24 protein-coding genes are annotated in these 22,887 nt (G+C 51.2%); 5 read left to right on the top strand and 19 right to left on the bottom strand.

Translation table 11 applies throughout. From position 1 onward, the window contains the following. Positions 1 to 6: 6 nt before the first annotated feature. Positions 7 to 624 (bottom strand): transcriptional repressor LexA, encoded by a 618-nt coding sequence (gene lexA, locus C9I99_RS15130; RefSeq protein ID WP_107349729.1) that lies wholly within the window; start codon positions 622 to 624, stop codon positions 7 to 9. 276 nt (positions 625 to 900) lie between these two features. On the opposite strand from lexA, the gene plsB reads away from it, so the two are divergent. Next, complete coding sequence (gene plsB / locus C9I99_RS15125) at positions 901 to 3,351, top strand: glycerol-3-phosphate 1-O-acyltransferase PlsB (protein WP_107349728.1); 2,451 nt, start codon at positions 901 to 903, stop codon at positions 3,349 to 3,351. A 142-nt stretch (positions 3,352 to 3,493) separates the two neighbouring features. Here the strand turns inward: plsB and ubiA are convergent, their stop codons facing one another. Next, positions 3,494 to 4,348, bottom strand: a complete 855-nt coding sequence (gene ubiA / locus C9I99_RS15120; protein WP_107349727.1) for a 4-hydroxybenzoate octaprenyltransferase — start codon at positions 4,346 to 4,348, stop codon at positions 3,494 to 3,496. Continuing rightward, the gene (locus C9I99_RS15115) at positions 4,345 to 4,890 is read right to left on the bottom strand and encodes a chorismate lyase (RefSeq protein WP_107349726.1); all 546 of its coding nucleotides are present in this window, start codon (positions 4,888 to 4,890) and stop codon (positions 4,345 to 4,347) included. Before C9I99_RS15115 ends, ubiA begins: the two co-directional genes overlap by 4 nt. Before the next feature lie 163 nt (positions 4,891 to 5,053). Between C9I99_RS15115 and C9I99_RS15110 the strand changes: the two genes are divergently transcribed. Beyond that, the gene (locus tag C9I99_RS15110; protein ID WP_420849252.1) at positions 5,054 to 5,473 is read left to right on the top strand and encodes a flagellar basal body-associated protein FliL; all 420 of its coding nucleotides are present in this window, start codon (positions 5,054 to 5,056) and stop codon (positions 5,471 to 5,473) included. A gap of 82 nt (positions 5,474 to 5,555) precedes the next feature. Here the strand turns inward: C9I99_RS15110 and glpD are convergent, their stop codons facing one another. The 9 genes from glpD to ftsY form a co-directional block, all read right to left on the bottom strand. Beyond that, positions 5,556 to 7,067 carry a glycerol-3-phosphate dehydrogenase gene (gene glpD, locus C9I99_RS15105; protein WP_107349724.1) on the bottom strand — a complete coding sequence of 504 codons (1,512 nt, stop codon included), beginning with the start codon at positions 7,065 to 7,067 and terminating at the stop codon, positions 5,556 to 5,558. Between the two features lie 227 nt (positions 7,068 to 7,294). After that, on the bottom strand, positions 7,295 to 8,056 hold the full coding sequence (locus C9I99_RS15095; RefSeq protein WP_107349722.1) for a DeoR/GlpR family transcriptional regulator: 762 nt from the start codon (positions 8,054 to 8,056) through the stop codon (positions 7,295 to 7,297). 166 nt (positions 8,057 to 8,222) lie between these two features. Beyond that, a complete protein-coding gene (gene glpT, locus C9I99_RS15090; protein ID WP_107349721.1) occupies positions 8,223 to 9,593 on the bottom strand; it encodes a glycerol-3-phosphate transporter in 1,371 nt (456 codons plus the stop codon). Between the two features lie 269 nt (positions 9,594 to 9,862). Continuing rightward, a complete protein-coding gene (gene glpG, locus C9I99_RS15085) occupies positions 9,863 to 10,693 on the bottom strand; it encodes a rhomboid family intramembrane serine protease GlpG (RefSeq protein WP_107349720.1) in 831 nt (276 codons plus the stop codon). An 80-nt stretch (positions 10,694 to 10,773) separates the two neighbouring features. After that, on the bottom strand, positions 10,774 to 11,103 hold the full coding sequence (glpE, locus tag C9I99_RS15080; protein ID WP_107349719.1) for a thiosulfate sulfurtransferase GlpE: 330 nt from the start codon (positions 11,101 to 11,103) through the stop codon (positions 10,774 to 10,776). Between the two features lie 470 nt (positions 11,104 to 11,573). Continuing rightward, positions 11,574 to 12,434 carry an RNA polymerase sigma factor RpoH gene (gene rpoH / locus C9I99_RS15075; protein WP_107349718.1) on the bottom strand — a complete coding sequence of 287 codons (861 nt, stop codon included), beginning with the start codon at positions 12,432 to 12,434 and terminating at the stop codon, positions 11,574 to 11,576. Positions 12,435 to 12,556: 122 nt separating this feature from the next. Continuing rightward, on the bottom strand, positions 12,557 to 13,483 hold the full coding sequence (gene ftsX / locus C9I99_RS15070; protein ID WP_107349717.1) for a permease-like cell division protein FtsX: 927 nt from the start codon (positions 13,481 to 13,483) through the stop codon (positions 12,557 to 12,559). Continuing rightward, positions 13,470 to 14,141: a cell division ATP-binding protein FtsE gene (gene ftsE, locus C9I99_RS15065; protein WP_107349716.1), complete on the bottom strand. Its 672-nt coding sequence runs from the start codon at positions 14,139 to 14,141 to the stop codon at positions 13,470 to 13,472. The genes ftsX and ftsE overlap by 14 nt, the downstream gene beginning before the upstream one ends. Positions 14,142 to 14,144: 3 nt before the next feature. Continuing rightward, entirely contained in the window at positions 14,145 to 15,425 is a 1,281-nt protein-coding gene (gene ftsY / locus C9I99_RS15060; RefSeq protein ID WP_107349715.1) for a signal recognition particle-docking protein FtsY, read from the bottom strand. Between the two features lie 144 nt (positions 15,426 to 15,569). Between ftsY and rsmD the strand changes: the two genes are divergently transcribed. Then, positions 15,570 to 16,175: a 16S rRNA (guanine(966)-N(2))-methyltransferase RsmD gene (rsmD, locus tag C9I99_RS15055; RefSeq protein WP_107349714.1), complete on the top strand. Its 606-nt coding sequence runs from the start codon at positions 15,570 to 15,572 to the stop codon at positions 16,173 to 16,175. After that, positions 16,172 to 16,438, top strand: coding sequence for a DUF1145 domain-containing protein (locus C9I99_RS15050; protein WP_107349713.1), 267 nt, complete (start codon positions 16,172 to 16,174; stop codon positions 16,436 to 16,438). Before rsmD ends, C9I99_RS15050 begins: the two co-directional genes overlap by 4 nt. Positions 16,439 to 16,491: 53 nt before the next feature. Here C9I99_RS15050 and C9I99_RS15045 read toward each other — a convergent pair whose 3' ends face one another. The 5 genes from C9I99_RS15045 to C9I99_RS15015 all read right to left on the bottom strand — a co-directional run bounded on the left by C9I99_RS15045 (position 16,492) and on the right by C9I99_RS15015 (position 19,974). Then, complete coding sequence (locus tag C9I99_RS15045) at positions 16,492 to 17,082, bottom strand: YhgN family NAAT transporter (protein ID WP_107349712.1); 591 nt, start codon at positions 17,080 to 17,082, stop codon at positions 16,492 to 16,494. A gap of 171 nt (positions 17,083 to 17,253) precedes the next feature. Further along, positions 17,254 to 17,499 carry a YecH family metal-binding protein gene (locus C9I99_RS15035; protein ID WP_107349710.1) on the bottom strand — a complete coding sequence of 82 codons (246 nt, stop codon included), beginning with the start codon at positions 17,497 to 17,499 and terminating at the stop codon, positions 17,254 to 17,256. Between the two features lie 98 nt (positions 17,500 to 17,597). Further along, positions 17,598 to 17,963 (bottom strand): putative signal transducing protein, encoded by a 366-nt coding sequence (locus tag C9I99_RS15030; protein WP_338069667.1) that lies wholly within the window; start codon positions 17,961 to 17,963, stop codon positions 17,598 to 17,600. Between the two features lie 27 nt (positions 17,964 to 17,990). Next, on the bottom strand, positions 17,991 to 18,617 hold the full coding sequence (locus C9I99_RS15025) for a lysoplasmalogenase (RefSeq protein WP_107349709.1): 627 nt from the start codon (positions 18,615 to 18,617) through the stop codon (positions 17,991 to 17,993). 991 nt (positions 18,618 to 19,608) lie between these two features. Continuing rightward, positions 19,609 to 19,974 carry a DUF4145 domain-containing protein gene (locus tag C9I99_RS15015; RefSeq protein ID WP_107349708.1) on the bottom strand — a complete coding sequence of 122 codons (366 nt, stop codon included), beginning with the start codon at positions 19,972 to 19,974 and terminating at the stop codon, positions 19,609 to 19,611. A 229-nt stretch (positions 19,975 to 20,203) separates the two neighbouring features. On the opposite strand from C9I99_RS15015, the gene C9I99_RS15010 reads away from it, so the two are divergent. Next, positions 20,204 to 20,539, top strand: a complete 336-nt coding sequence (locus C9I99_RS15010; RefSeq protein WP_107349707.1) for a DUF2500 domain-containing protein — start codon at positions 20,204 to 20,206, stop codon at positions 20,537 to 20,539. A 9-nt stretch (positions 20,540 to 20,548) separates the two neighbouring features. Here C9I99_RS15010 and C9I99_RS15005 read toward each other — a convergent pair whose 3' ends face one another. Together C9I99_RS15005 and C9I99_RS15000 are read right to left on the bottom strand one after the other, a co-directional pair. Beyond that, on the bottom strand, positions 20,549 to 21,553 hold the full coding sequence (locus C9I99_RS15005; RefSeq protein WP_107349706.1) for an acyltransferase: 1,005 nt from the start codon (positions 21,551 to 21,553) through the stop codon (positions 20,549 to 20,551). Between the two features lie 154 nt (positions 21,554 to 21,707). Continuing rightward, complete coding sequence (locus C9I99_RS15000; RefSeq protein ID WP_107349705.1) at positions 21,708 to 22,430, bottom strand: SDR family oxidoreductase; 723 nt, start codon at positions 22,428 to 22,430, stop codon at positions 21,708 to 21,710. Between the last annotated feature and the right edge of the window lie 457 nt (positions 22,431 to 22,887).

Below are 22,887 nucleotides of genomic sequence, written 5' to 3'. Positions count from 1 at the left end.
ATTTAGTTACATCCAGTCAGTATTGCGGATCACACCGACAGCAATACCTTCAATCGACAAGTGCTGGGTATTGAGATCAACCACAATCGGGGCAAACTCTTCGTTCTCGGCATGAAGCAAAACCTGTGCACCTTTACGCTCAAGGCGTTTGACAGTCACATCATCTTCAACCCGAGCCACCACCACCTGACCATTGCGGACATCTTGGGTCTTGTGCACTGCCAGCAAATCACCGTCCATGATCCCGATATCCTTCATACTCATGCCGTTAACCCGCAGCAAAAAGTCTGCACGTGGCTTGAACAGTGATGGGTCGACCTCGTAATGGGTTTCAACATGCTCCTGAGCCAGAATCGGCTCACCAGCTGCAACCTGGCCAATCAACGGCAGGCCGCTCTCTTCATCTTCGCGGTTCCCCAGCAAGCGGATCCCGCGCGAAGCGCCAGGAATAATTTCAATCACTTCCTTACGGGCCAATGCCTTAAGGTGCTCTTCAGCGGCATTGGCAGAACGGAAGCCAAGTTCACGGGCTATTTCAGCACGTGTTGGCGGCATTCCAGAATCTTCAATTTTTGCTTTGATCAAATCAAAGACTTCTTGTTGGCGCGGCGTTAACGGCTTCATCACTCACCCTGTCTTTTTATACAGTCTACTGTGAGTATATCCAGTGTTCTCACGCTTGAAAAGGTTATTGTTTAGGAAAACAACAATTTTGGCGCAAATTCATCAGCAAGTAATCGATCGCTTCCAGCGATATTTCCCTCTGAGCTAATGAACCAAAGCGCGTCGGCAAATCAATAAAAATGGCGTATAACGGCGAGTCTGTGCTATTTCGCTGCTTATAACTGGTTTTTTTCTGCTATCCTTCCACGCATTAAGAATTCGAGGCTGGTAAAAGATATGTCAAGTTGGCAGAAAATCTATCAAAAAATACTGGATTTGCCGCTTTCTCTGCTGGTTAAAACCCACTCAATCCCCTCCGATCCCGTTGCGGATCTGGAACTGGATCTAGAACGCCCGATTGTTTACATCCTGCCGTTCCGCTCCAATACCGATTTGATGACACTGCGCAGCAGCACCAAGGCGCTGGGCTTGCCTGATCCCTTGTCTCCACTGGAGATAAACGGGCAGCCGTTTGTCCGCTATGTCTATATTTCCGATGGTCCGAGTGTCTTCGGCGATAAGAACGCGCTGCCGCAGGAATCTATCGACCTGTTTACCGCCCTGCTCGAGCACCATACGCAAGACAGCGAACTGGATATCCAGGTGGTTCCTGCTTCTATCCTGTGGGGCCGCAAACCCGGCAAGGAAGAGAATCACAAGCCGGTACTGCGCCCGCTCAATGGCCCGGAAAAGTTTTTCACTATCCTCGGCCATGGTCGCGACTGCATGGTACGCCTAAGCCCGGCGGTTTCTCTGCGCTACATGGCCGATCACCACGGTACCGACGATTCAATTGCCAATAAACTGGCTAGGGTGGCCCGCATCCACTTCTCCCGCCAGCAGCTGGCGGCATCGGGGCCGAAACTGCCGGACCGCCAAGTGCTGTTCAATCGCCTGCTGAACTCCAAGGCCATTGAGAAAGTCGTGGCAGAGGAAGCGGCAAGCCGTGATGTACCGATTGAAAAGGTGCGCAAAGAAGCCATCGATATGATGGAAGAGATTGCCGCTGACTTCTCCTACTCGCTGATCAAGCGGGGGGAACGTTTCCTCGGCTGGCTGTGGAACAAGCTCTACCAAGGGCTCAACATCAACAATGCCAAGCAGGTACGTAAGTTGGCCCAAGATGGCCATGAGATTGTCTATGTGCCCTGCCACCGCAGCCACATGGACTACCTGCTGCTGTCATACGTGCTATACCAAGAAGGCTTGGTGCCACCGCATATTGCGGCAGGCATCAACCTCAACTTCTTCCCGGCCGGACAGATCTTCCGCCGCGGCGGTGCCTTCTTTATCCGCCGTAGCTTCAAGGGCAATCGCCTTTACTCGACAGTATTTCGCGAATACTTGGCAGAACTGTTTGCCAAGGGCTATTCGGTCGAATACTTCAGCGAAGGTGGTCGTTCGCGAACGGGCCGTTTGCTACCGGCTAAAACCGGTATGCTGTCGATGACTATCCAGGCAATGCTGCGTGGCCTAAACCGCCCGGTGACCCTGGTACCGGTCTACATTGGCTACGAGCATGTCATGGAAGTCGCGACCTATGCCAAAGAACTGCGCGGCAAGCGCAAAGAGAAAGAAAACGTCGGTCAGGTGATCCGTACTCTGCGCAAGCTGCGTAACCTCGGCCAAGGCTATGTCAACTTCGGTGAGCCGATCCCACTCAACCACTACCTCAACGAGCATGTACCTGAGTGGCACAAAGATATCGATCCTATCGAGCCCCAGCGCCCACAATGGCTGAACCCGGTGGTGAATGACTTGGCGGTGAAGATGATGACCCACATCAACGATGCTGCAGCTACCAATGCCCTAACATTATGTGGTGTGGCACTGCTTGCAGCACGCCAGCGCGCCCTTAGCCGTGAAGATCTCGAGCAGCAAATAGACTGCTACCTGCAACTGCTGCGTAACGTGCCGTACTCGGAGAAATTCACCGTTCCGGATGAAGATGCCAAGGCGATGGTCAAGCATGCTATCGATATGGACAAATTCGTGGTCGAGCGTGACAGTTTGGGAGAAATGGTGTCATTGAACCGCCAGCAGGCGATCCTGATGACCTATTACCGCAACAACATCATCCACCTGTTCGCGATGCCGTCGCTGATCGCCAATATCATGATCCACCACCAAAAACTGAGCGTGGATGAGATTATCGAGCAGGTTACCCACCTGTATCCATTCCTTCAGGCAGAGCTATTCCTACGCTTTGACAAAGAAGAATTGGAAACCGTGATCGAAGCACAGGTTGATGAGCTGGTTCGCCAGCGATTGGTATTGCGCGACGGCGAACAAATCACCCTCAACAGCACCCGTATCGGCCCACTGCACCTGCTGGCCCGTACGATCTCGGAAACCCTGCAGCGTTATGCCATAACCCTGACCCTGCTCAACTCCGAGCCGCAGCTGATGAAGAGCGATCTCGAGCAGCAAAGCCAGATGATGGCCCAGCGCCTAAGCCGCCTGCATGGTATCAATGCGCCAGAGTTTTTCGACAAGGGCGTTTTTGCGGCCTTGGTGAAAACCCTGCGCAGCGAGGGCTACCTCAACGAGGAATGCCACGCGGTATCGCAACCGGTCGAACAACTGGCCGAGCAGCTAGCCGCCTTGGTGTCACCGGAGGTGAAGCTGACCATCCAAGCGGTCATGAACCGCGAAGACCGAGGCGAAGAGAGCGACAACGACGAGTAATCGCACTCTCCACCACACCCAAAGGGCTGCCGTTTGCAGCCTTTTTTTTATCGGCCTACTGCCTCGTACTGCTTTTCACATGCTCACAGATACAAAAAAGCGCCGTTAACGGCGCTTTTCAATCGCGGTAATATCGCTGTCGTTATGCCAGATACACACTGGCGGCGATACCGACACAAATCAACATGCCGACATAGTTGTTATTCAAGAAAGCCTTGAAACACGGCTCACGTTCACGGCCGCGCAGCAGCATCTGCTGATAGACAAACAGTGACGAGGCCAGCAAAAGACACCAATAATACACCTGTGACAGCTCTTCAATCGCCCCGACGGCAATCAGCAATACCAAGGTTCCCAGCTGCAGCAGACCAATGATCATCTTGTCGAACCGACCGAATAAGATTGCGGTAGATTTGATCCCAACCTTGACATCATCATCGCGGTCAACCATCGCGTACTGGGTATCATAGGCGATGGTCCATAGGATATTGGCGACAAACAGCAACCACGCCACTGCCGGCAGCTCCCCAGCCTGCGCCGCGTAGGCCATCGGAATCGACCAGCCAAATGCCATCCCCAACACCAGTTGGGGCAGATGGGTATAGCGCTTCATGAACGGATAAGCCGCAGCCAGTATCACCGCCACCACCGACAGCATGATCGTCAGGGTGTTCATGGTCAGTACCAACAAGAATGACACCAACACCAACAGACCGAATAACGCCAGTGCCTCACGCTCTGACACCTTACCTGACGGCATCGGCCGCTTGGCGGTACGTTTGACATGGCCATCGAAATTACGGTCAGCAAAATCGTTGATCACGCACCCTGCTGCCCGCATGAAAATCACCCCAAGCACAAACACCAACATCACATGGGGGTTGGGCATGCCTTCAGCGGCCAAAAACAACGCCCACAGCGTCGGCCACAACAGCAACAGGCTACCAATAGGACGATCGAAGCGCGCCAGTTGCCAGAACGCTTTCATCTTGGTCATTTCCAACTTAGGGTCTCCTTATAAATAGGTGCATCCTGCAAAAACAATTCCGCCACCAGCAGCGGTTTATCATTGAGCCACAACCGCGAGCGGCGGGCCCAGACCGGTTTATGTTCAGTACCGACATTGGCGATCTCCAGCGCATCACGACGCGCACTGCGATCGGTAAACACGCGAAACCCGAGTGGCATTTCCCCCAGTTGAGCCAAATCCTGCTCCTGGCCTGTCAGGGTGGTCAGTGGGATCAGGGTTCTGGCAAACACCCATGGTACCCCATCGCCCTTAAGCACAACTTTGCGCAGCAGGCAATCAACGTCACCGATCAAAGCACGTTCGTCATTAGTCAAACGCTCACGGGTGATCTGCCCCTGCTCTTCCAGGGACACGGTAAATACTCGGCAGTGACGCTCAAACCGACGGGACAAGGAGTCCAACTCCAACAACCAATGCCCAAATTCAGTCCTTTCAATGACTGTTTCTTCCGGTGTCAGCCATTGGGCACTATCTAACAATGGCTTGTACAACTGTTTGAATTTCGACATCTTTCCAACAAAATATCTACCCAATTACCGACAAGGGCTTGGTAGATCAAGGTTAATTTATTACCATGAAGAAACACTATTGTAGCAAGCTGTAACCACTACGAATATCGTTACGATCGAAAGAAACTCATTTGCAGCCATAAAAACCAATAACTCTATGAGCATGATAATGAAATTGACTTTACCCGCATTACTTTACCTCTTGGCTAGCTTACTGGTGCCAATGTCTGTCCACGCCAACGATGGGGCCATGGCCAACCCCCAATATACCTATTACACCCTAGCCCCAGACATTACGACCAATTATGTTAGCCAAGGCAAGAAAATGGGTTACCTCCGCTTGCAAATTGATCTCATGGTCGCTGACCCTACGCTTATCCCTGAGATCGAACACCATGCCCCGCTGATCCGCGATGCCATCATCAGCATTATCGGCCAGCAGCCAGAAGCCAGGATCAAATCACTGGCTGGACGCGAAGAGATCCGCCAGGCCTGCCTGAACAAGGTCAATGAGCTGCTACTTATCGAGACCAACAAACGGCTATTGACCGAGCTGCTGTTTACCAAGTATCTCTATCAGTAAGCCAGTTTCGCAGAAGACTCCCCCTTCTGCAGACACAAAAAAGGCGCCTAGGGCGCCTTTTTATCGGGTGATGTTTGACTCATCAAGCTGCACTTTGGACCGACTGCCAATTGGCAATGTAGTCAGCGACTTGCTGCTGCTGATGCTGGTCAAGGTACAACCCCAGCTTACTGCGGCGCCACAACACATCGTCGGCCTGCTGGACAAACTCAAAGCGCAGCAGGTAATCCAGCTCTTTGGCATAGAAACCGGCCCCAAAATGCTGCCCCATGTCGGCCTCATAGGCAACGCCCTCAAACAGCTGCGGGCTAAGGTTACCGTAGTTGGTTGCCATCCGCTCGGCGGCTACCGCCGGCAACCACGAAAAACGCTGCTGCAATTCAGCGGCCTGTGCTTTGACATCAAAGCCCGCGGCTCCGCCGGGCAAATAGGCATCCGCCGTCCATGGCTGCTGCATCTGCGGAAAGAAAGGCGCCAGTTTGGCCATCGCCGTCTCGGCCAGTTTACGGTAGGTCGTCAGTTTACCGCCGAAAATCGACAGTAGCGGAGCCTGCTGTCCTTCCTGCTCCAGCTCCAATGTGTAATCCCGGGTAATCGCCTGCGGCGAGTCCGATTCATCATCACACAGCGGACGTACCCCGCTGTAGGTCCACACGACATCATCACGGCCAAGCTTGTTAACGAAATGGTTGTTGTAGACCTCAAGCAGGTAGCCGATTTCATTCTCATCAATCGCGACTTCGCGCGGATCGCCGCTGTATTCCACGTCCGTGGTACCAATAATTGAGAACCGGTCAAGATACGGGATCACAAACACAATACGGTTATCTTCATTTTGCAGAATATACGCCTGCTCCTCACCGTGGACCCGCGGCACCACAATATGCGAACCTTTGATCAAACGAATATTGCGCGGTGATGGCAGTGCCAGACTCTGATCATAAAACGCTTTCACCCATGGGCCAGCCGCATTGACCAGCGCATGGCAACGCCGCTCGAACACTTCGCCGGTCAAGGTATTGCGCACCGTGACACGCCACAACTCGCCGTCCCGCTCAGCCGCTTCGACCATGCAGCGATTACGGACTTCGCCTCCGCGCTGGGCGACTTCCATCGCATTGAGGATCACCAGCCGTGCATCATCCACCCAGCAGTCTGAGTATTCGAAGCCTTTGGTGATTTCCGGAACCAATACCGATTCGGCACCGAATTTCAGGCTGCAGCTCGCCGGCAAAGTCGTGCGCTTGCCAAGGTGGTCATACAGAAACAGGCCCGCACGGATCATCCAGGCCGGACGCAAGTGGGGGCGGTGCGGTAGACGAAAGCGCATCGGGCGGGCAATGTGAGGGATTTTTTTTAGCAGCACCTCTCGCTCGGCTAACGCTTCGCCAACCAAGCGAAACTCATAGTGCTCAAGGTAGCGCAGGCCGCCATGGATCAGTTTCGAACTGGCCGACGATGTCGCCGAGGCAAAATCTTGCGCCTCATAAAGGCCGACACGCAGGCCGCGTCCAACGGCATCCGCGGCAATTCCGGCCCCATTGATTCCGCCACCAACGACAATCAGATCCAACACTTCGTTATTTGCTGCCATTTCCCCACCTCGACTACGACTTTCGCTAAAATGTTCGAATTCGCGCATGAGCGCTCGCTTACGAGCACTATAGACAATAAATTGATTAAGATCATCATTATTATGCTCGAATGTTTAAACAATCATGATCGATATGGCATTCTAGCGAAAAAAAACGGGCTGCTTATTCAGCAGCCCGCTCATACAAACGGTGTTTATTTGGCCTCTAAGCCAATGACATTGATGGTTTAACGGATAATTTCAATGTGCGTTTCATGCTCGGCCAGGCGCTTGGCCAATTCTTCCGGCGGCGTGTGGTCGGTAAACAACATATCAACCTGGCTGATATCACCCAGATTAACCATCGCATTTCGGCCGAACTTAGTATGGTCGACCCCAAGCATCACACAGCGGCTATTTTCGATAATCGCCTGTTTCACCCGTACCTCGTGGTAATCAAAGTCAAGCAGCGAACCATCAAGATCAATGCCACTGATCCCCAAGATGCCAAAGTCGAGGCGGAACTGGGAGATGAAATCCAATGTTGCCTCACCAACAATACCGCCATCACGGTTACGCACTTCACCACCGGCGAGGATCACCCGGAAGTCATCCTTGCCCGTCAAAATGCTCGCGACATTGAGGTTGTTGGTCACAATACGTAGGTCATTATGGTCGAGCAATGCACGGGCCACGGCTTCCGGCGTTGTGCCAATATCAATGAACAAGGTCGCACCATCAGGAATATGGGCAACCATGGCCTGGGCAATGTTGTCTTTTTCAGCCAGCTGCATCACTTTACGGGTGCTGTATGAGGTATTCACCGAGCTCGATGGGATAGTCGCTCCACCATGGTGACGGCGGATCTTATTATCTTCCGCCAGCTCGTTGAGATCCCGTCGGATAGTCTGCGGGCTGACATTAAACCGCTCAACCAAGTCATCGGTGCTGACGTAGCCTTGGGTTTTGACAAGATCAATTATTTCCTGGTGACGTTTACTCTGCTTCACGACTGACGCGGCTCCCTTTCGCTGTGGCCTGGTACCTAACAAACTGTCTTATGCAATCGATATCAATCAGCCAAGATCAGCTTGTAAAACAACAAGGCTCCGCACAATGCGAAGCCTTGTCATATTACCTAGGGTCTAATCAAGATGCCAATGATGGCGCTCCCAATCATGCATTTTGTTCCAGCTGCCCAGCTTCTTTTTCACGATGCAAGCGGCTTTCCCCAATCAATGCCAAGGTCAGGAAGAAGATAGACATACCACAAGATGCAGTCAGTACCATAAAGCCGCCGTCCCAGCCGAAATGGTCAACGGTGTAGCCCAGAATGGCGTTAGCTGCGACAGCCCCACCAAGGTAACCGAACAAACCGGTCAGGCCTGCTGCGGTGCCCGCTGCTTTTTTCGGAGCCAACTCAAGTGCATACAGACCAATTAGCATCACCGGTCCGTAAATCAGGAAGCCAATAGCGACCAATGCCGCCATATCCACCGTCGGGTTGCCAGCAGGGTTGAACCAATAAACCAATACCGCAACGGTCACCAGTGCCATGAACAAAATACCGGCAGGTGCACGGCGACCCTTAAAGAATTTATCCGACATCCAGCCACACAGTAGCGTACCTGGGATACCCGCCCACTCGTACAGGAAGTAAGCCCAAGATGATTTGTCGACGGTGAAGTGCTTCACTTCGCTCAGATACACCGGCGCCCAGTCCAATACCCCATAGCGGATCAGGTAAACGAAGGCATTGGCAATCGCAATAAACCACAATAGTTTGTTGTTAAACACATACTTGAAGAAGATTTCCTTGGCGGTCATCTCTTTTTCGTGGGAAGCATCATAGCTATCCGGGTAGTCGTCTTTGTGCTCTTCGATTGAAGGCAGGCCACAAGATTGCGGCGTATCACGCATTACCAGCAGAGTGAATACGGCCACCAACAAAGCAAAGAAAGCCGGTACGTAGAACGCCGATCTCCAATCATCATTGAATGCCCACAAACCAAGCAGGAACATCGGACCAATCAAACCACCACCCACGTTATGAGCAACGTTCCAGACTGAAACGACTTCCCCCCTTTCCTTGCGTGACCACCAGTGCACCATGGTTCGGCCACATGCAGGCCATCCCATGCCCTGGAACCAACCGTTCAAAAACAGCAGGATAAACATGGCCGCAATACTACTCGTTGCCCAAGGCATAAAGCCGAAGCACAACATCACAATCGCCGACATACTCAAGCCGGCCGCAAGGAAATAGCGCGGGTTGGAGCGGTCAGACACACTGCCCATCAAAAATTTCGACAAGCCATAAGCAATCGAAACGGCGGCCAGTGCTACGCCCAGATCACCACGGCTGTAGCCGTACTCTTCGATAAGGTAAGGCATGGCCAGGCTGAAATTTTTACGAACAAGGTAGTAGCCGGCATAACCAAAGAAGATCCCCGCGAAAAGTTGCCAACGCAGACGCTGGTAGGTGGAGTCGACCTGGCCATCGGGAAGACGCGCCCGATGCATTGCCGGTTTAAAGAGACCAAACATAGAATGTTCCTTTTTATAGTATTTTTTCGATGGTATGGGTACAAACGAGTACAAGACGAGCGAAAGTAATCAATTTCACTCAAGGTATGCAAATTATTGCTCTAATGAAGGTAAGAAAATGTGAATAGTGTCAAATAGGCAGATTAAATCGCTGCCTTTGACGAAATATGCGGGAGATTTTACCTAAAGTATGGACTGGCTTGATATATCAACAAAAAAGGTGAACACCCCACTACGGATATTCACCTCTTTCTTGTGCCAACATTAACCTAGCGGCGTAATTTAGCATCCACCCAGCCAAGGGCGCAGCCACTGAACAAGCCAAAAAGGTGGGCCATGTTGGCGACGGACATGCCCAGCACATCAGCAAACCCCAACACCAGCCAAGCCAGCATAAAGACCACATAAGGTTTTGGGATAGCCAAGCCGCGCTGCGGTGCGAGCCACCCCATCCACCAGATATAACCCAACAACGCGTAAACCACCCCGGACAAGCCGCCAAAGTTCGGGCCATGGAACCAAAATTGGGCGAAACCCGATATCAACGCCGAGATCAGAAAGACCTGGAGCAGCTTGGCACTGCCGCTGTGCCGCTCGAGCTGGCCACCGAGGATCCACCACCACAGGCAATTGAAGATCACGTGCAGGGTCGAAAAGTGGATCAGCGCATGGGAGAAAAAGCGCCACAGCTGCCATTCATCCCCTTTCATTAACGGAAAGTGCATCAGGGTAAATACGGACTGCTGCAACCCCAGCAGCCATAGCAGGTAAATCACCACAGAAGTGGCCATTACCAAAAGTGTAAGCGGTCCGGCCTGGGCACGTACCAAACCGAGCAAGCTGGGGCTGCGGTAATGGAATTTGGCGGTCCGGCTCTCGGCCACCTGCCATGATGCCGCTTGGTACTTGCGATCAGAGGGATTGGAAAGAAACTGGTTGAGCTCAGCCTCTGCCTCCACCCAATGCTGCCCATCCTCCAGCCACAGGGCAAACAACCCCTCGGGTTCGGGGGCCATCACCAGCGAAATCCCACGCGAGGCCATATAGTCAATAAACGCCTGTGCCTGGCGGGGGTTGTTCAATCCGGCTAAGCGGTGCATATCTATCTCCACTGTGAACGACTTTCGGCAACATCAGGCGATGAAGCCAAGCGATACCTGTCCCGCCGCCGACTTTGGGATCAGGCCATCTGGATACACGGGAAAGCACTGCGTTTCCAGGCTTCAAACCCACCATCTAGGCTGTAGACACAATCGAAGCCCTGATGGATCAAGTACTGGGCAGCCCCTTGGCTGCTGACACCGTGGTAACACATCACGATCACAGGTTGCTCGAAATCAACCTCATCCATAAACGCCACCATTGTATCATTAGTTAGGTGGAACGCGCCTTCAGGATGACTCAGGGCATAGGACTGGGGATCGCGGATATCCACCAGTACCGCTTCAGTACCCTCCTGCGTAAGCAGGGCGTGGGCCTGCTCGGCAGAAATATGTTCAAATTGATCCATAATTACGCTGACTCTTGTTGGTATTGATCAACAGGCGGGATCCCCCGCCCGGAAAAAATGTGACGATCGTCCGTTTTGGCCGAAACCACCTCGCGCCGTCTTCGTTTGCTATTGTAACCGATCAAGTTACTCACAACCCCATCGAAAAAATAGGGATAACGACCAAACGCCAAACAAAGCCGAAGCCGCGTACGGCAAGGGCTGGCAACAAAGGCGCTTCCCTTCCCCATTAAGGGTGATTAAAATACCACCAGCTGTGGAAAAAACTGTGAATTGCGTTGATAATGTGTTTTACGAAAATTGGATCCACAACATGTAGATCGGATCATGTAAAAAGCTGTGGATAAACTTCTTTCAAGCTCACATTTCAGCAAGGTTTTGTGAGGTATCTCTCGGATTTTAGGCACAAAAAAACCAGCCTATGGCTGGTTTTCTCTTTTCGCGATTTGTGGATAGTTTACCGAGGATCCTCAGGCAAAATCTCCCACTGCTTCCTTGAGCTTTTTCATCGCATTTTTCTCAAGCTGGCGGATCCGCTCAGCAGAGACCTGATAGTGCTCTGCCAGCTCTTGCAACGTCGACTTGCTGTCTTCCAACCAGCGCGAACGCACAATGTGCTGGCTTCGCTCATCAAGATCCGACAGCGCATTGGACAAGCAGTTATTCGCATGGGCTTCCCAGTTGTTTTCCTCAACGCTCAAGGCAACATCTGATGACTTATCTTCAAGATAATACGCCGGCGCACTGTAGCTAACACCGCGATCATCATCTTCGGTCGGCATTTCAAACGCCGGATCCTGGGCTGCGAGGCGGGATTCCATCTCACGAACTTCATTCGCCTCGACACCGAGCTGCTCCGCGACCATCGCGACTTCATCATTGTTGAACCAACCCAGACGTTTCTTCGCCTTGCGCAGGTTAAAGAACAATTTGCGCTGGGCTTTGGTTGTCGCGACCTTAACGATACGCCAGTTACGTAGCACGTACTCGTGAATCTCGGCTTTTATCCAATGAACGGCAAATGATACCAAGCGAACACCAACTTCCGGATTGAAGCGCTTGACCGCTTTCATCAAGCCAATATTGCCTTCCTGAACCAGATCAGCCATAGGCAAGCCGTAGCCAGAATAGCCACGAGCGATGTGAACAACAAAGCGCAGATGGGACATGACCAATGCTTTTGCCGCATTAAGATCACCATCAAAATGAAGACGCTCAGCTAACTCGCGCTCCTGCTCCGCCGACAGCATAGGATAGCCGTTAACGCTCTGGACATAGCTATCCAGACTATCTGCAGTAACCAGAGCCATTGAAGTCATCTCTTTTGTCATTCAACAAACCTCGTTTATTTTTTGTACCAATGCGAAATTGCATGAACCGACAATGATGCCTGTAAAACAGCACCCATTGCAAGCAAGCCGCGTAATTTACCCTATTTGTAGAGTTAAAAATGTCAGATAGGTTCAATTTCTTTCAAATGGCGTCCGGCTGATAAACGCGCAGCCAACAAACCAAGGAATACCGATATCATTAATAATATCAATGACTCATCCCAACCTAAGCCGATCATTCTAAACGGGCTATCATACAAATTCGCTAAATGGGCCACTGCCCCATCGAGCAGCATCGCCACTAGTGCTGTCAGTACCCAGGCCGCCACACCGCCTATCAAGCCATACCAAACACCGGTATAGAGGTAAGGGCGCAGGATAAAACTGTCCGTTGCCCCCACCAGCTTCATGACCTGAATTTCATCACGCTGGTTGAGCACCTGCAAACGCAGGGTGTTACCGACAATCAAGAACACAGCAAAAAGCATCAGCCCGGAGATAATCATAGCCAGAATAATGACAAGTTGCTTAATCGCAGCTAAACGCTGGAGCCAATCACTGTCAAGCCGTACCTCGTCGACCCCGGTCTGGAGACGCAGGCGCGAGGCCAGTTCGGTCGCCTTGGCATCCAGTTGCCAGGCCTCGATCGGCTTGACAATCAACACTGCAGGCAGCGGATTGTCATCAAGCAGACTCAGGGCTTGTTCAAACCCCGCCTGCTGGCGGAATTCAACCAACCCCTGCTCGGGCGAAATCGACTCGAGCAATGCAATTTCCGGCCATTGGGCCAGCTCATCATGCAGCTGATTAACCCGTCCTGCCGACGTACCCGACTCGAGATATACTGTCATCTGGGTCGGGTTCTGCCACACTTGGGCTACCATGGTGACGTTCTTAGCAAACAAATAGAAACTGGTTGGCAGAGTCAGGGCAAAAGCCAAAACCGCCAAGGTCAGGATGTTGCCCAGCGGGCGGCGCATCATGTCGGCGAGTGACTGCTTACATTGCTGCTTGTGCAAGGCAAAAAAACCTGTTTTATTTTGCGCCACTGGCTAGCTCCCTTAACTGTCCTTGGTGCAGATCCAACCGGCGGTAATGATGAGTGGTCAACAGCGAGGTATCGTGGGTCGCCATCAGGACCGTGACCCCAACCCGGTTGAATTCCTCAAACAGTGCCATGATCTGATGAGACAAAGCCGCATCGAGATTACCGGTCGGCTCATCCGCCAGCAACAGCATCGGTTTGTTAACAATCGCTCTGGCAATACCTACCCGTTGCTGCTCGCCCCCCGAAAGCTGGATCGGCAGGCAACGGGCTTTGTCCAGCAAGCCGACCTTGTCGAGTGCCGCCGACACCCGACGCTTGATCTCGTTCTCGGTCGCCAACTCGACCCGCAGCGGTAATGCGACATTGTCGTAGATAGTCCTATCCATCAACAATTTGTGATCCTGGAAAATGATCCCGATATTACGGCGCAAAAACGGGATCTGCTTATTCTCTAGACGGGTAATATCATGCCCATTGAACATGATCTTGCCGTCGCTGGGACGCTCGATGGCACAGATCAGTTTCAGCAGGGTACTCTTACCCGCACCCGAGTGCCCGGTCAGGAACGCCATATCTGCAGGCTGCAGATGGAAATCGACCTTTTGCAGGGCCTGGCGTCCGCCCCGATAAGCCTTACTTACCTGCTGAAACCGAATCACACCTTAATCCTCGTCACTAAACAGCGCTTCGATAAATTCATCTGCCGCAAACGGGCGCAAGTCCTCGATCCCCTCTCCGATACCGATGTAGCGAATTGGGATATTGAACTGATCGGCAATGGCAAAGATCACCCCACCCTTGGCGGTGCCGTCCAGCTTGGTCAGGGTAATACCGGTCACCGGTGCTACTTCACTGAACAACTTGGCCTGGCTAATCGCATTTTGGCCGGTACCGGCGTCGACGGTCAGCATAATTTCGTGCGGCGCATGCACGTCAACCTTCTTCATCACGCGGACAATCTTGCGTAACTCTTCCATCAGGTTGCCTTTGTTCTGCAGGCGGCCTGCCGTATCGGCAATCACCACATCGACGTTTTTCGCCTTGGCCGACTCGATTGCATCGTAAATCACCGAGGCACTGTCAGCCCCAGTGTGCTGGGCAACAACAGGGACATTGTTACGCTCGCCCCAAACTTGCAGTTGTTCAACCGCCGCGGCACGGAAGGTATCACCGGCAGCCAGCATCACTGATTTACCCTGGCTCTGGAACTGCTTGGCCAGTTTACCTATGGTAGTGGTCTTACCGACGCCGTTAACCCCAACCATCAAGATTACATAAGGCTTCTTGGCAGCATCAACCTCCAACGGCTGCTCGACCTTGGCCAGCATGCCGGCTAACTCTTCTTTTAGCAGGCCGTACAAGGCATCACCATCTTTCAATGATTTGCGATCGGCTTTATCAGTCAGGTTTTCGATGATCTTCAGCGTTGTGTCCATACCGACATCAGCCACCAGCAGCTGCTCTTCCAGCTCCTCGAACAAATCATCGTCAATCTTCTTGCCACGGAACAAGCCGGCAAAGCCCGAGCCGAAATTGCTCTTGGTTTTCTTCAGACCGCGCATCAAGCGGGCAAAAAAGCCTTCACTTTTCGGTTTGTCTTGCAGGACGTCAGCGTCTTGTTGCTGACTTTCTTGTAACTGGGCCTCTTGCGCCTTGGCTTCCTCCTCAGCCTTCACCTGGGCTTCAGCGGCAGCTTCGGCTTCAGCTTCCGCCGCCACTTTCGCGGCAGCCTCGGCTTCAGCTTCCGCCGCCGCTTTCGCGGCTGCCTCGGCGTCGGCTTGCGCTGCCGCCTCAGCATCTAGCTGTTCATTTGATGGTTCTTTTACCGCTTCAGCATCCGCTGAAGCCGTTGACTGTTCTTGATTTTGTTCGGTTTGCTCGGTTTGCTCCTCAGAGCCAAAACCCAACCACGAAAATAATCCGCGTTTCTTTTTTTCTGCCATTGGCAAATCCTAGAGCTTGATTGGTACAATTTGCGGCCTAAACACAGGTGTATTCCCTCAGCGGCATAATTTCGGCATGCTTGTTTTCGCATACTGCCGAGGGGTTTAGGTATACTATCATTTTCTAAACGGTCGAAGAAATCTATGACAAGACGCAGACAACAATCAGGGCGAAATATGCCAAACAGTGGCCGTGACGGGTTCGTAAGGATCATCAGCGGGCGCTGGCGTGGGCGTAAATTGCCCGTTCACGACGTTGAAGGCCTTCGCCCGACCACTGATCGAGTCAAAGAGACCGTTTTCAACTGGTTGGCGCAAGACATTATCGAGTCTCGCTGCCTTGACCTGTTCACCGGCAGCGGCAGCTTAAGCTTCGAGGCCCTTTCCCGCGGTGCCAGCCATGTCACTATGCTGGAGCTCGACAAAAAAGCGGCTGAACAGCTGGAAAAAAACCGGGCAACGCTCGGTGCCGACAATGCCAAAGTGCTCAATACCGACAGCCTGGCGTTTTTAAAGCAGTCCGGCACCCCGCATGATGTGGTGTTTATCGACCCACCTTTTCGCAAAGGCCTGCTTGATGAGGCAATAGCCCTGCTTGAGCAAAACAACTGGCTATCGCCCCATGCGGTTATTTATATTGAAGCGGAAAAAGAGTTCGGAGAGCCCGTGACGCCGGCACATTGGCATCTTCACCGGGAAAAAACAGCGGGACAGGTCTGTTACCGCTTATTCGAAAGAGAGGAAGCATGAAAGCACTGATTTTACTTGCCAAAGCAGCGATCGGCTTTGTCTGGCTGGTTTTGCTGGTCAATATTTTCCACCCGTTTCCGGGGGTGGCAGCCATGGCACTCTATATTATGACCGGGTTCCTGTTCATGATGCACGGCCTGCAAATGCTGATCTTCCTCGGTGCCTTCGGTGACAAAATCACCATGACCCGCTGGGAAAAATGGTCAATCCTGATCTTCGGCATTTTTGCCCTGCTCGATATCCGACGCAAGCATATGATGTAAACCCAGTACGCATATAAAAAAAGAGCAAGGCTAATAACCTTGCTCTTTTTTCGTTAAGACATCATGAAGAATTTTCGAACCCCATCCAGGAACATCTGGGTCGAGATCATGATCAGCAATAGGCCCATCAAGCGCTCGACCGCCTTGAGTCCCTTTTCGCCAAGCAAGCGGTTGAAAACTTCATAGAACATCAAAATCACAAACGATGCCCCCCAGGCCAGCAACACCGCAATCACCCAGTCCGTGGTCCGTCCCGGCTCCTGATTAGACAGCAGCAGCAGCGATGCCAATACCGACGGTCCGGCAATCATCGGGATCGCCATCGGCACGATAAATGGCTCTTCACCCGCGGCAAGGCCGGTTACCCCACCGGGTTGCGGGAAGATCATCCTGATCGCTATCAAGAATAAAATGATACCGCCGGAGATGCTGACAGTCTCTGTCGAGACATGCAGGAAGTTCAGCATTTTCTGGCCGCCGAACAGGAACAACAGCAAGATCACCAAGGCAATCAGCAGTTCCCGGATCATGATAAAGCGACGGCGCTTCGGCTCAATATGCCGCAGAATAGACAACATAACCGGCAAATTGCCGAGCGGATCCATGATCAGAAATAGCATGACCGCCGCAGAAATAATTTCCACAGAGCAGACCTCAGATAGAGAAAAAGTAAAAGAAGTAGCAAGAATTAAGAACGATCAGCCAGAAAGCCAATCGGAGGCGGCAGAGTATAACAAAGCATCGGCTGGGTGGCGATATTTTTACCACCCATGGTTCAACACCGGCCAGTGGGCACTAGCCAGTACAAATCACAACTAGTGGCTGCACATCCGCTCACGGTTTGCCGCAACATACTCGCCATCCTGTATCACCTTGCGCCGATCCAGCAGGAAAGTCATCAAGGCATCAAACGTCAGATCTTGCTGGCTGCACGTATAGAAACGTACATCTTCGCCATATTCAGCCACAATCGCCTGCTTCAGGCTCGCGAAGGTATATGGGGTGTCGGCGGCCAATAACATATTCAACAGGTTATGGGCATGAACTTGATTATCTTTCATCGTAGGCATTCTCTATACAGCACAATAGCACCATTATAGCGGCCACCGACTGGCGGATATTTGACCAAAAACAAATTAATGCATTTTATATGTATGTTTCAGGATTCAGCCAAACGATCCTGCCCGCACTGCCAACATAATTCGAACTGGCTGCCATTAGCCTCACCACAGGCCGAACAAATCCACCCTGACGGATCGGCGTGCTCATATTCTTCCAGCAGTAAGTGGGCACAGGATTGCTGCGAAGCTTTCACCCACACCCCCACTTCAACCACGTTGGCAGGGAGCTCACCAGCAGCCGCTCCCAGCCCCTCACCACTGAGGTGAACCTCAATTTGCCTAGCTTCCAGCATGCCCTTCAGGCTATGGGCTTCAAGGGCATTACCGGCATCATAAACTTTGCACCATGCTTCTGACATAACCGTCCTCATATCTGCTGCCTGATAACCAATTTGATCACTCATCGACAGGAAAGTTTCATTTACCCGCCACTAGAGGGCCAACAAGGTGGCAACAAATAGTGACTGGGCCAGAAAATAGCTGGTCATGATCAGGGTGGTTGCCGATCGAAACGGCCCTCGAAACCGGTCAATGGCCAGACAGAGATCGGAAAACATAAATATTGCCGCCCCGGCAAAAGCCAGCACTGCTGGCGTAGAGGAAGAGGTTAACCAAAATTCACCTGCTGCCCAGGCCATTTGGGTTATCACCACAATATAGACAGCAACTGGTATCACCATGTTGCCTAGCGTTGGCAGTAACAGCAGGAAGACAATCACACCGGCGGCTGCCAGCATCGCAGGCAGCCACCAGACTATCTGGCTTTCAAGCTGGGACCAAAATGCAGCAGAATAACTGATATGTGCCAAGGCGAAGGCCACTAAACCGGGGATAAACCGCTCTTTCGGCCACATTAAAAAGACGTCCCCCACCATCGACAATGCCAGTCCCAACAAAATAGCCAGATGATAGATCCCACCATCGCCAGCCGACCATGCGACGACGAGCAACAGCAGCAAGGTAACAGGCTTGAAGAGATAAAATTGCCAGCGGGGACCATGATAGGCCGCTGTGATATGTAGAAGAGCAGAAAGAGAAATGGCTAACCAAACCCACATAGTTTCACCGTTATTATTATGGAATTATCACTGGGCAGAAAACCAAGCACTCAGTGGCTAGCACAGTTTAGGATCTGACAGGCGATTGTCTAGCAAGGAAGGTCAATAAGTCGTGGCGAATCATATTAATCACTGTCTCTGCGGATTTTCCGTGAGCCCGTTGTGGCGGTCTATTCAAAAAATCACAATAGCAAAGACTTGGTACCGCTTGAGCGCCATTCACTCTCCAGAGCACTATCCACAGTGACCAAAAAGGAATAAAACACCTCTTATATCATCATTATAACGCCTGCCTTTATCGAATAAAAACAGACCCTTAGATGACAAGTAAATACATTCCACGTGATTTTAACACCCCCAACACCCCAAGACATCACTTAGCGCAAATGACTTAAGGCTAATACATAAAATCAACGTAAATATGCAGTTCAACGGCTTAGCATACTGGCAAAACGATCGGCCCCTCCGTCAAAATATAATAATTAACCCCATTTTCGATCAGCAAAAGCCACTACTGACAATTATCAAAGCAAAAATACAAAAAACAAAAAATGAAAATTTAAAAGGCAATGCCACGCCAATAAAAACCAATTAAAAACAAACATATAAACCCAGCAAAAAAGAAAACTCACCCATGAGAACACTTTTCAACCACACCAAAAAACACAGTTCATTTAGCCACAAAAGGCCAAAAACAGCCTCGATAAATTATTTTTATGACAACAATATGACAATTCGACTTGATGAAAGCACAAAATAAGTGCTATTCTTATTCACAAGATCAACTTAGCAGCAACAAGGAGCCCCTGCATGTTCACACCTTCACAAAAACAAGGCCTTATGATGATCGCAGTGGTTGTCGGATTAATGACGCTGCCAGTGATTTATTAAGCAAAAAAAAATTCAAAAAAAAGGTGCCTATCGGCACCTTTTTTGTTTTCGTCAATACATTCCATGAGCCAGGATGTTCTCCCAGCCCCCGTTGCGGTTCTTAAGGGGTCAAATCGATCCGGTGCCAATGAAGGGAATAGAACCATATCGCCAGCACAGTCACCCCCACGACCAATAATGCAGCTACCGTCCAGACAAAACGGCCACTTCGCGGGGTAAGTTCCTTTTCGCATGCATTGCAAGCCGCAATAAACCCTTTCTTGTCGTCGAGTTTATAACCTTCTTCGTGCACGGTTTTATTACGGATAGAAGCAATAAACCGTAACTTGGGAATAATTTCGTGTGGCAGGCGTTCTTCGCAGCTAGAGATCAGCTGGTGCAAGCCTTTGCCCTCAGCATGGTAATGTTCACGCAACAGGCTTTCAATCCGCCTTGAACGTGTTACCACTAACTCAATGTTTGCCATCTAATCTCTTTCCTTGCTCACTCTTTCTACTAACTTACCTCGACTTTGCACTAAAGCAAAGTACCGCGTCGCTCAGTGGCCGCTGATACCACCAAGGAATCCTTACCAGACTGGGGCGTATATCGATCGAAACCATCCTTGCAGCGATCACGCTTTTTACGACAGATCGTATCCCGCGATCCAGACTTGACCAATAATAAGCTCCTATCGAGCCCAACAAGGAAGTCCTATGCCAACCAGTGTTCCCATTATCGTTATTGCCCTTCTGGCCATTGCTGTTTTCTGCTTTATTCGAGTCTACCGCCAACACGCTGTGGGGGAAAATGCCCCAGAAAGGAAAGTCGACGTCCTGATCCTCGACAAACAAAGCTCACCGATTATCGGTGCCCGACCGGGTGAAGACAACGAGGAGTACTGGATTTACGTGCAACCAACCCAAGGTGGGCCAAAGCGTGAATTCATGGTGGGTATCCATTATTTCCATGCCCTCAACCCGGGAGACAAAGGAGTCATGACCTACCAAGGCCTCACGTTCCGTCATTTTGCTCTGCACCGAGACGAATAAAGCCTTAACTCAGGGTACCAACCAAGCGGTTTTAGGGCTTTTGCCCAGTAACCAGCTGGCAGTAAGGGCCAATGCCGTAATAATCACGGTCCAAAACGGTATCATCAGCACCGGAGGCAGGAAGTACCAGTCATATGCCCTAACCGGCCACAAGAAGATAGGATGAAGCAAATAGATCCCAAGACTATAGCGGCTCATAAAAGCCAATTTATCGAGCCAACTCTCGCTGACTTTATCTGCCACATACCTGCCCAGCGCAAAAATCATCGCAGCGATAAGCGCGGTATTGAGCGTTTTGTAAGACATCCAGCGGCCAACCTTGTATTCCCCGGCTGCAAAACTATTGCTCAGCACCATGGCATCGGTCAGCAGTAAGGCCACCATGCCCAGAGGCAGCAGCCACTTCAAGCTCGGCCAACGCAACTGGAACACGCAGTAGCCAAACAGTAAGTAACCACTATACAAAACCAGCTCATGGCTCCATGGGCCATCCATTTTGAACAGGAACAAGGTTGTCAGGGCTAGCCATACCAAGGTCAGGGCCAACGTCGCCTGCCTGTCGTAATGCTGGACAAGATGGCGCAGGAAAGGCACCACAAAATAGAGTGGGATAAAGTAATAGAAAAAACCAAGGTGATAGTAGGTTTCATGGACCGGCAGCGCCTTTAGCGTTTCGATCACCACATCGCCATTAAAGCCCGTTGGCGACACACCGGATAACCAAGCATAAAACACCGACCACACCAGGAAAGGCAGCAATACCTTGCCGAGGCGGCGGCGGACATAATAGCCAAGCTCAAACGGGCGGGCGTCTGTCAGCATCAAGGCTCCGGTGATCATGATAAAAACAGGTACCGCCCAGCGGCTGAGACTATTGAAAGTCGTTGCCGTGATCCACCCGCTATCGGGCATCACCCCAAACTGATCGCGATAAGGCCCCAGTACGTGTATCACCACAACGGCCACGGCGGCGGCACAGCGCAACACATCAAAAAAGCGAACCTTCTCCCTCACTCCTGCCCCCTCACTGCACAAACTAAAAAGGGTATCCCATTGGGATACCCTTTTGAATATAGCAGGCGATTTTTATTAAGTAACTGAATAGGCGTAGATTTGTAGGCAAAATCACCCCGCGCTGACATTCAGAACACACACCATCCGGCTTACCTTATGGCTGTTGACGAGTTGCAGCCAGCACGATTTCACGAATACACAAATGTTGTGGCTGCTGGTAAGCATAATTAATGGCATTGGCAATATCCTGCGGCGCAATCACTCCGCCCATACCGTCTTTCCACTCTTCATAGCCCGCCTTGATAGCATCACTGGTGGTATGGCTCAACAGCTCGGTATCCACCGCGCCAGGAGCAATCGTAATAAAGCGGACGTTGTCATCAGCCACTTCTTCGCGGATATTTTCAGTAATGGCATGGACCGCAAACTTGGTACCGCAATAAGCGGCATGGTTAGGGAACGTCTTGCGTCCAGCAATCGAGCTAATATTAATCACAGTCCCGCCCTGGCGGGCTTTCATTTTGGCCAGTACCGCGTGGATCCCGTTTAGCAGGCCCATCACGTTAACATCGAACATGGTTTTCCATTCTGCCGGATCTTGCTCATGGGCAAGACCAAGCAACATCATCCCGGCGTTATTCACCAGGCAATCAACCGGTCCGAACTGGTTTTCTGCTTCCTCAATCGCGGCGGAAAATGCCGGGCCATCGGTTACATCGACTTGGCGGCACATTGTGTTTGGCAGTCCCAACGCAGTCAATCGGTCAACGCGGCGGGCCAGTAATAATAGCGGATGACCCTGTGCGGATAGCATTTTGGCCGTCGCTTCACCAATACCAGAACTTGCGCCAGTGATCACAACAAGAGACTTAGACATAGTTTCACCTTATATATAGAAAGAGAAAATCCCCCCGGGCCCTTTGCCCGCCAGGTTATTACCAGTGGCCACCAGCAGATGGACGCTACTATATCGACCTAATCCCTTAGTGAAAAATACCGATTACCTCTGTTTATCATAAATTTTAGCTATGGATATGCAGGATCCCAATCAGAACCACCGAGAAAAATGATAACCAGTGGTTAATAGAATGCTATCAACCAGGCGTTGACTGATGATAATTAACTCTTTTTGTGAATTTAAGCACGTTTTTTTCGGGCTGCTTTTTCTAATTAATTGATCTGCGGTTATTGAGTAAAGGTTAACAAACCGAAAATGGACAACCGATTTCATAAAAATCAACAATAACAAAGCAAACCACCATCACACAAACAGCACAAACAAACAGGAATTTAACATAAACCAGACAAAACATACGCATCTGACATATTTTGAC

Source organism: Photobacterium lutimaris, assembly GCF_003025555.1.
GTDB lineage: Bacteria > Pseudomonadota > Gammaproteobacteria > Enterobacterales > Vibrionaceae > Photobacterium > Photobacterium lutimaris.
The sequence above is the reverse complement of the archived record's forward strand: the minus strand, read 5'-3'. Positions and strand labels throughout refer to the sequence as shown.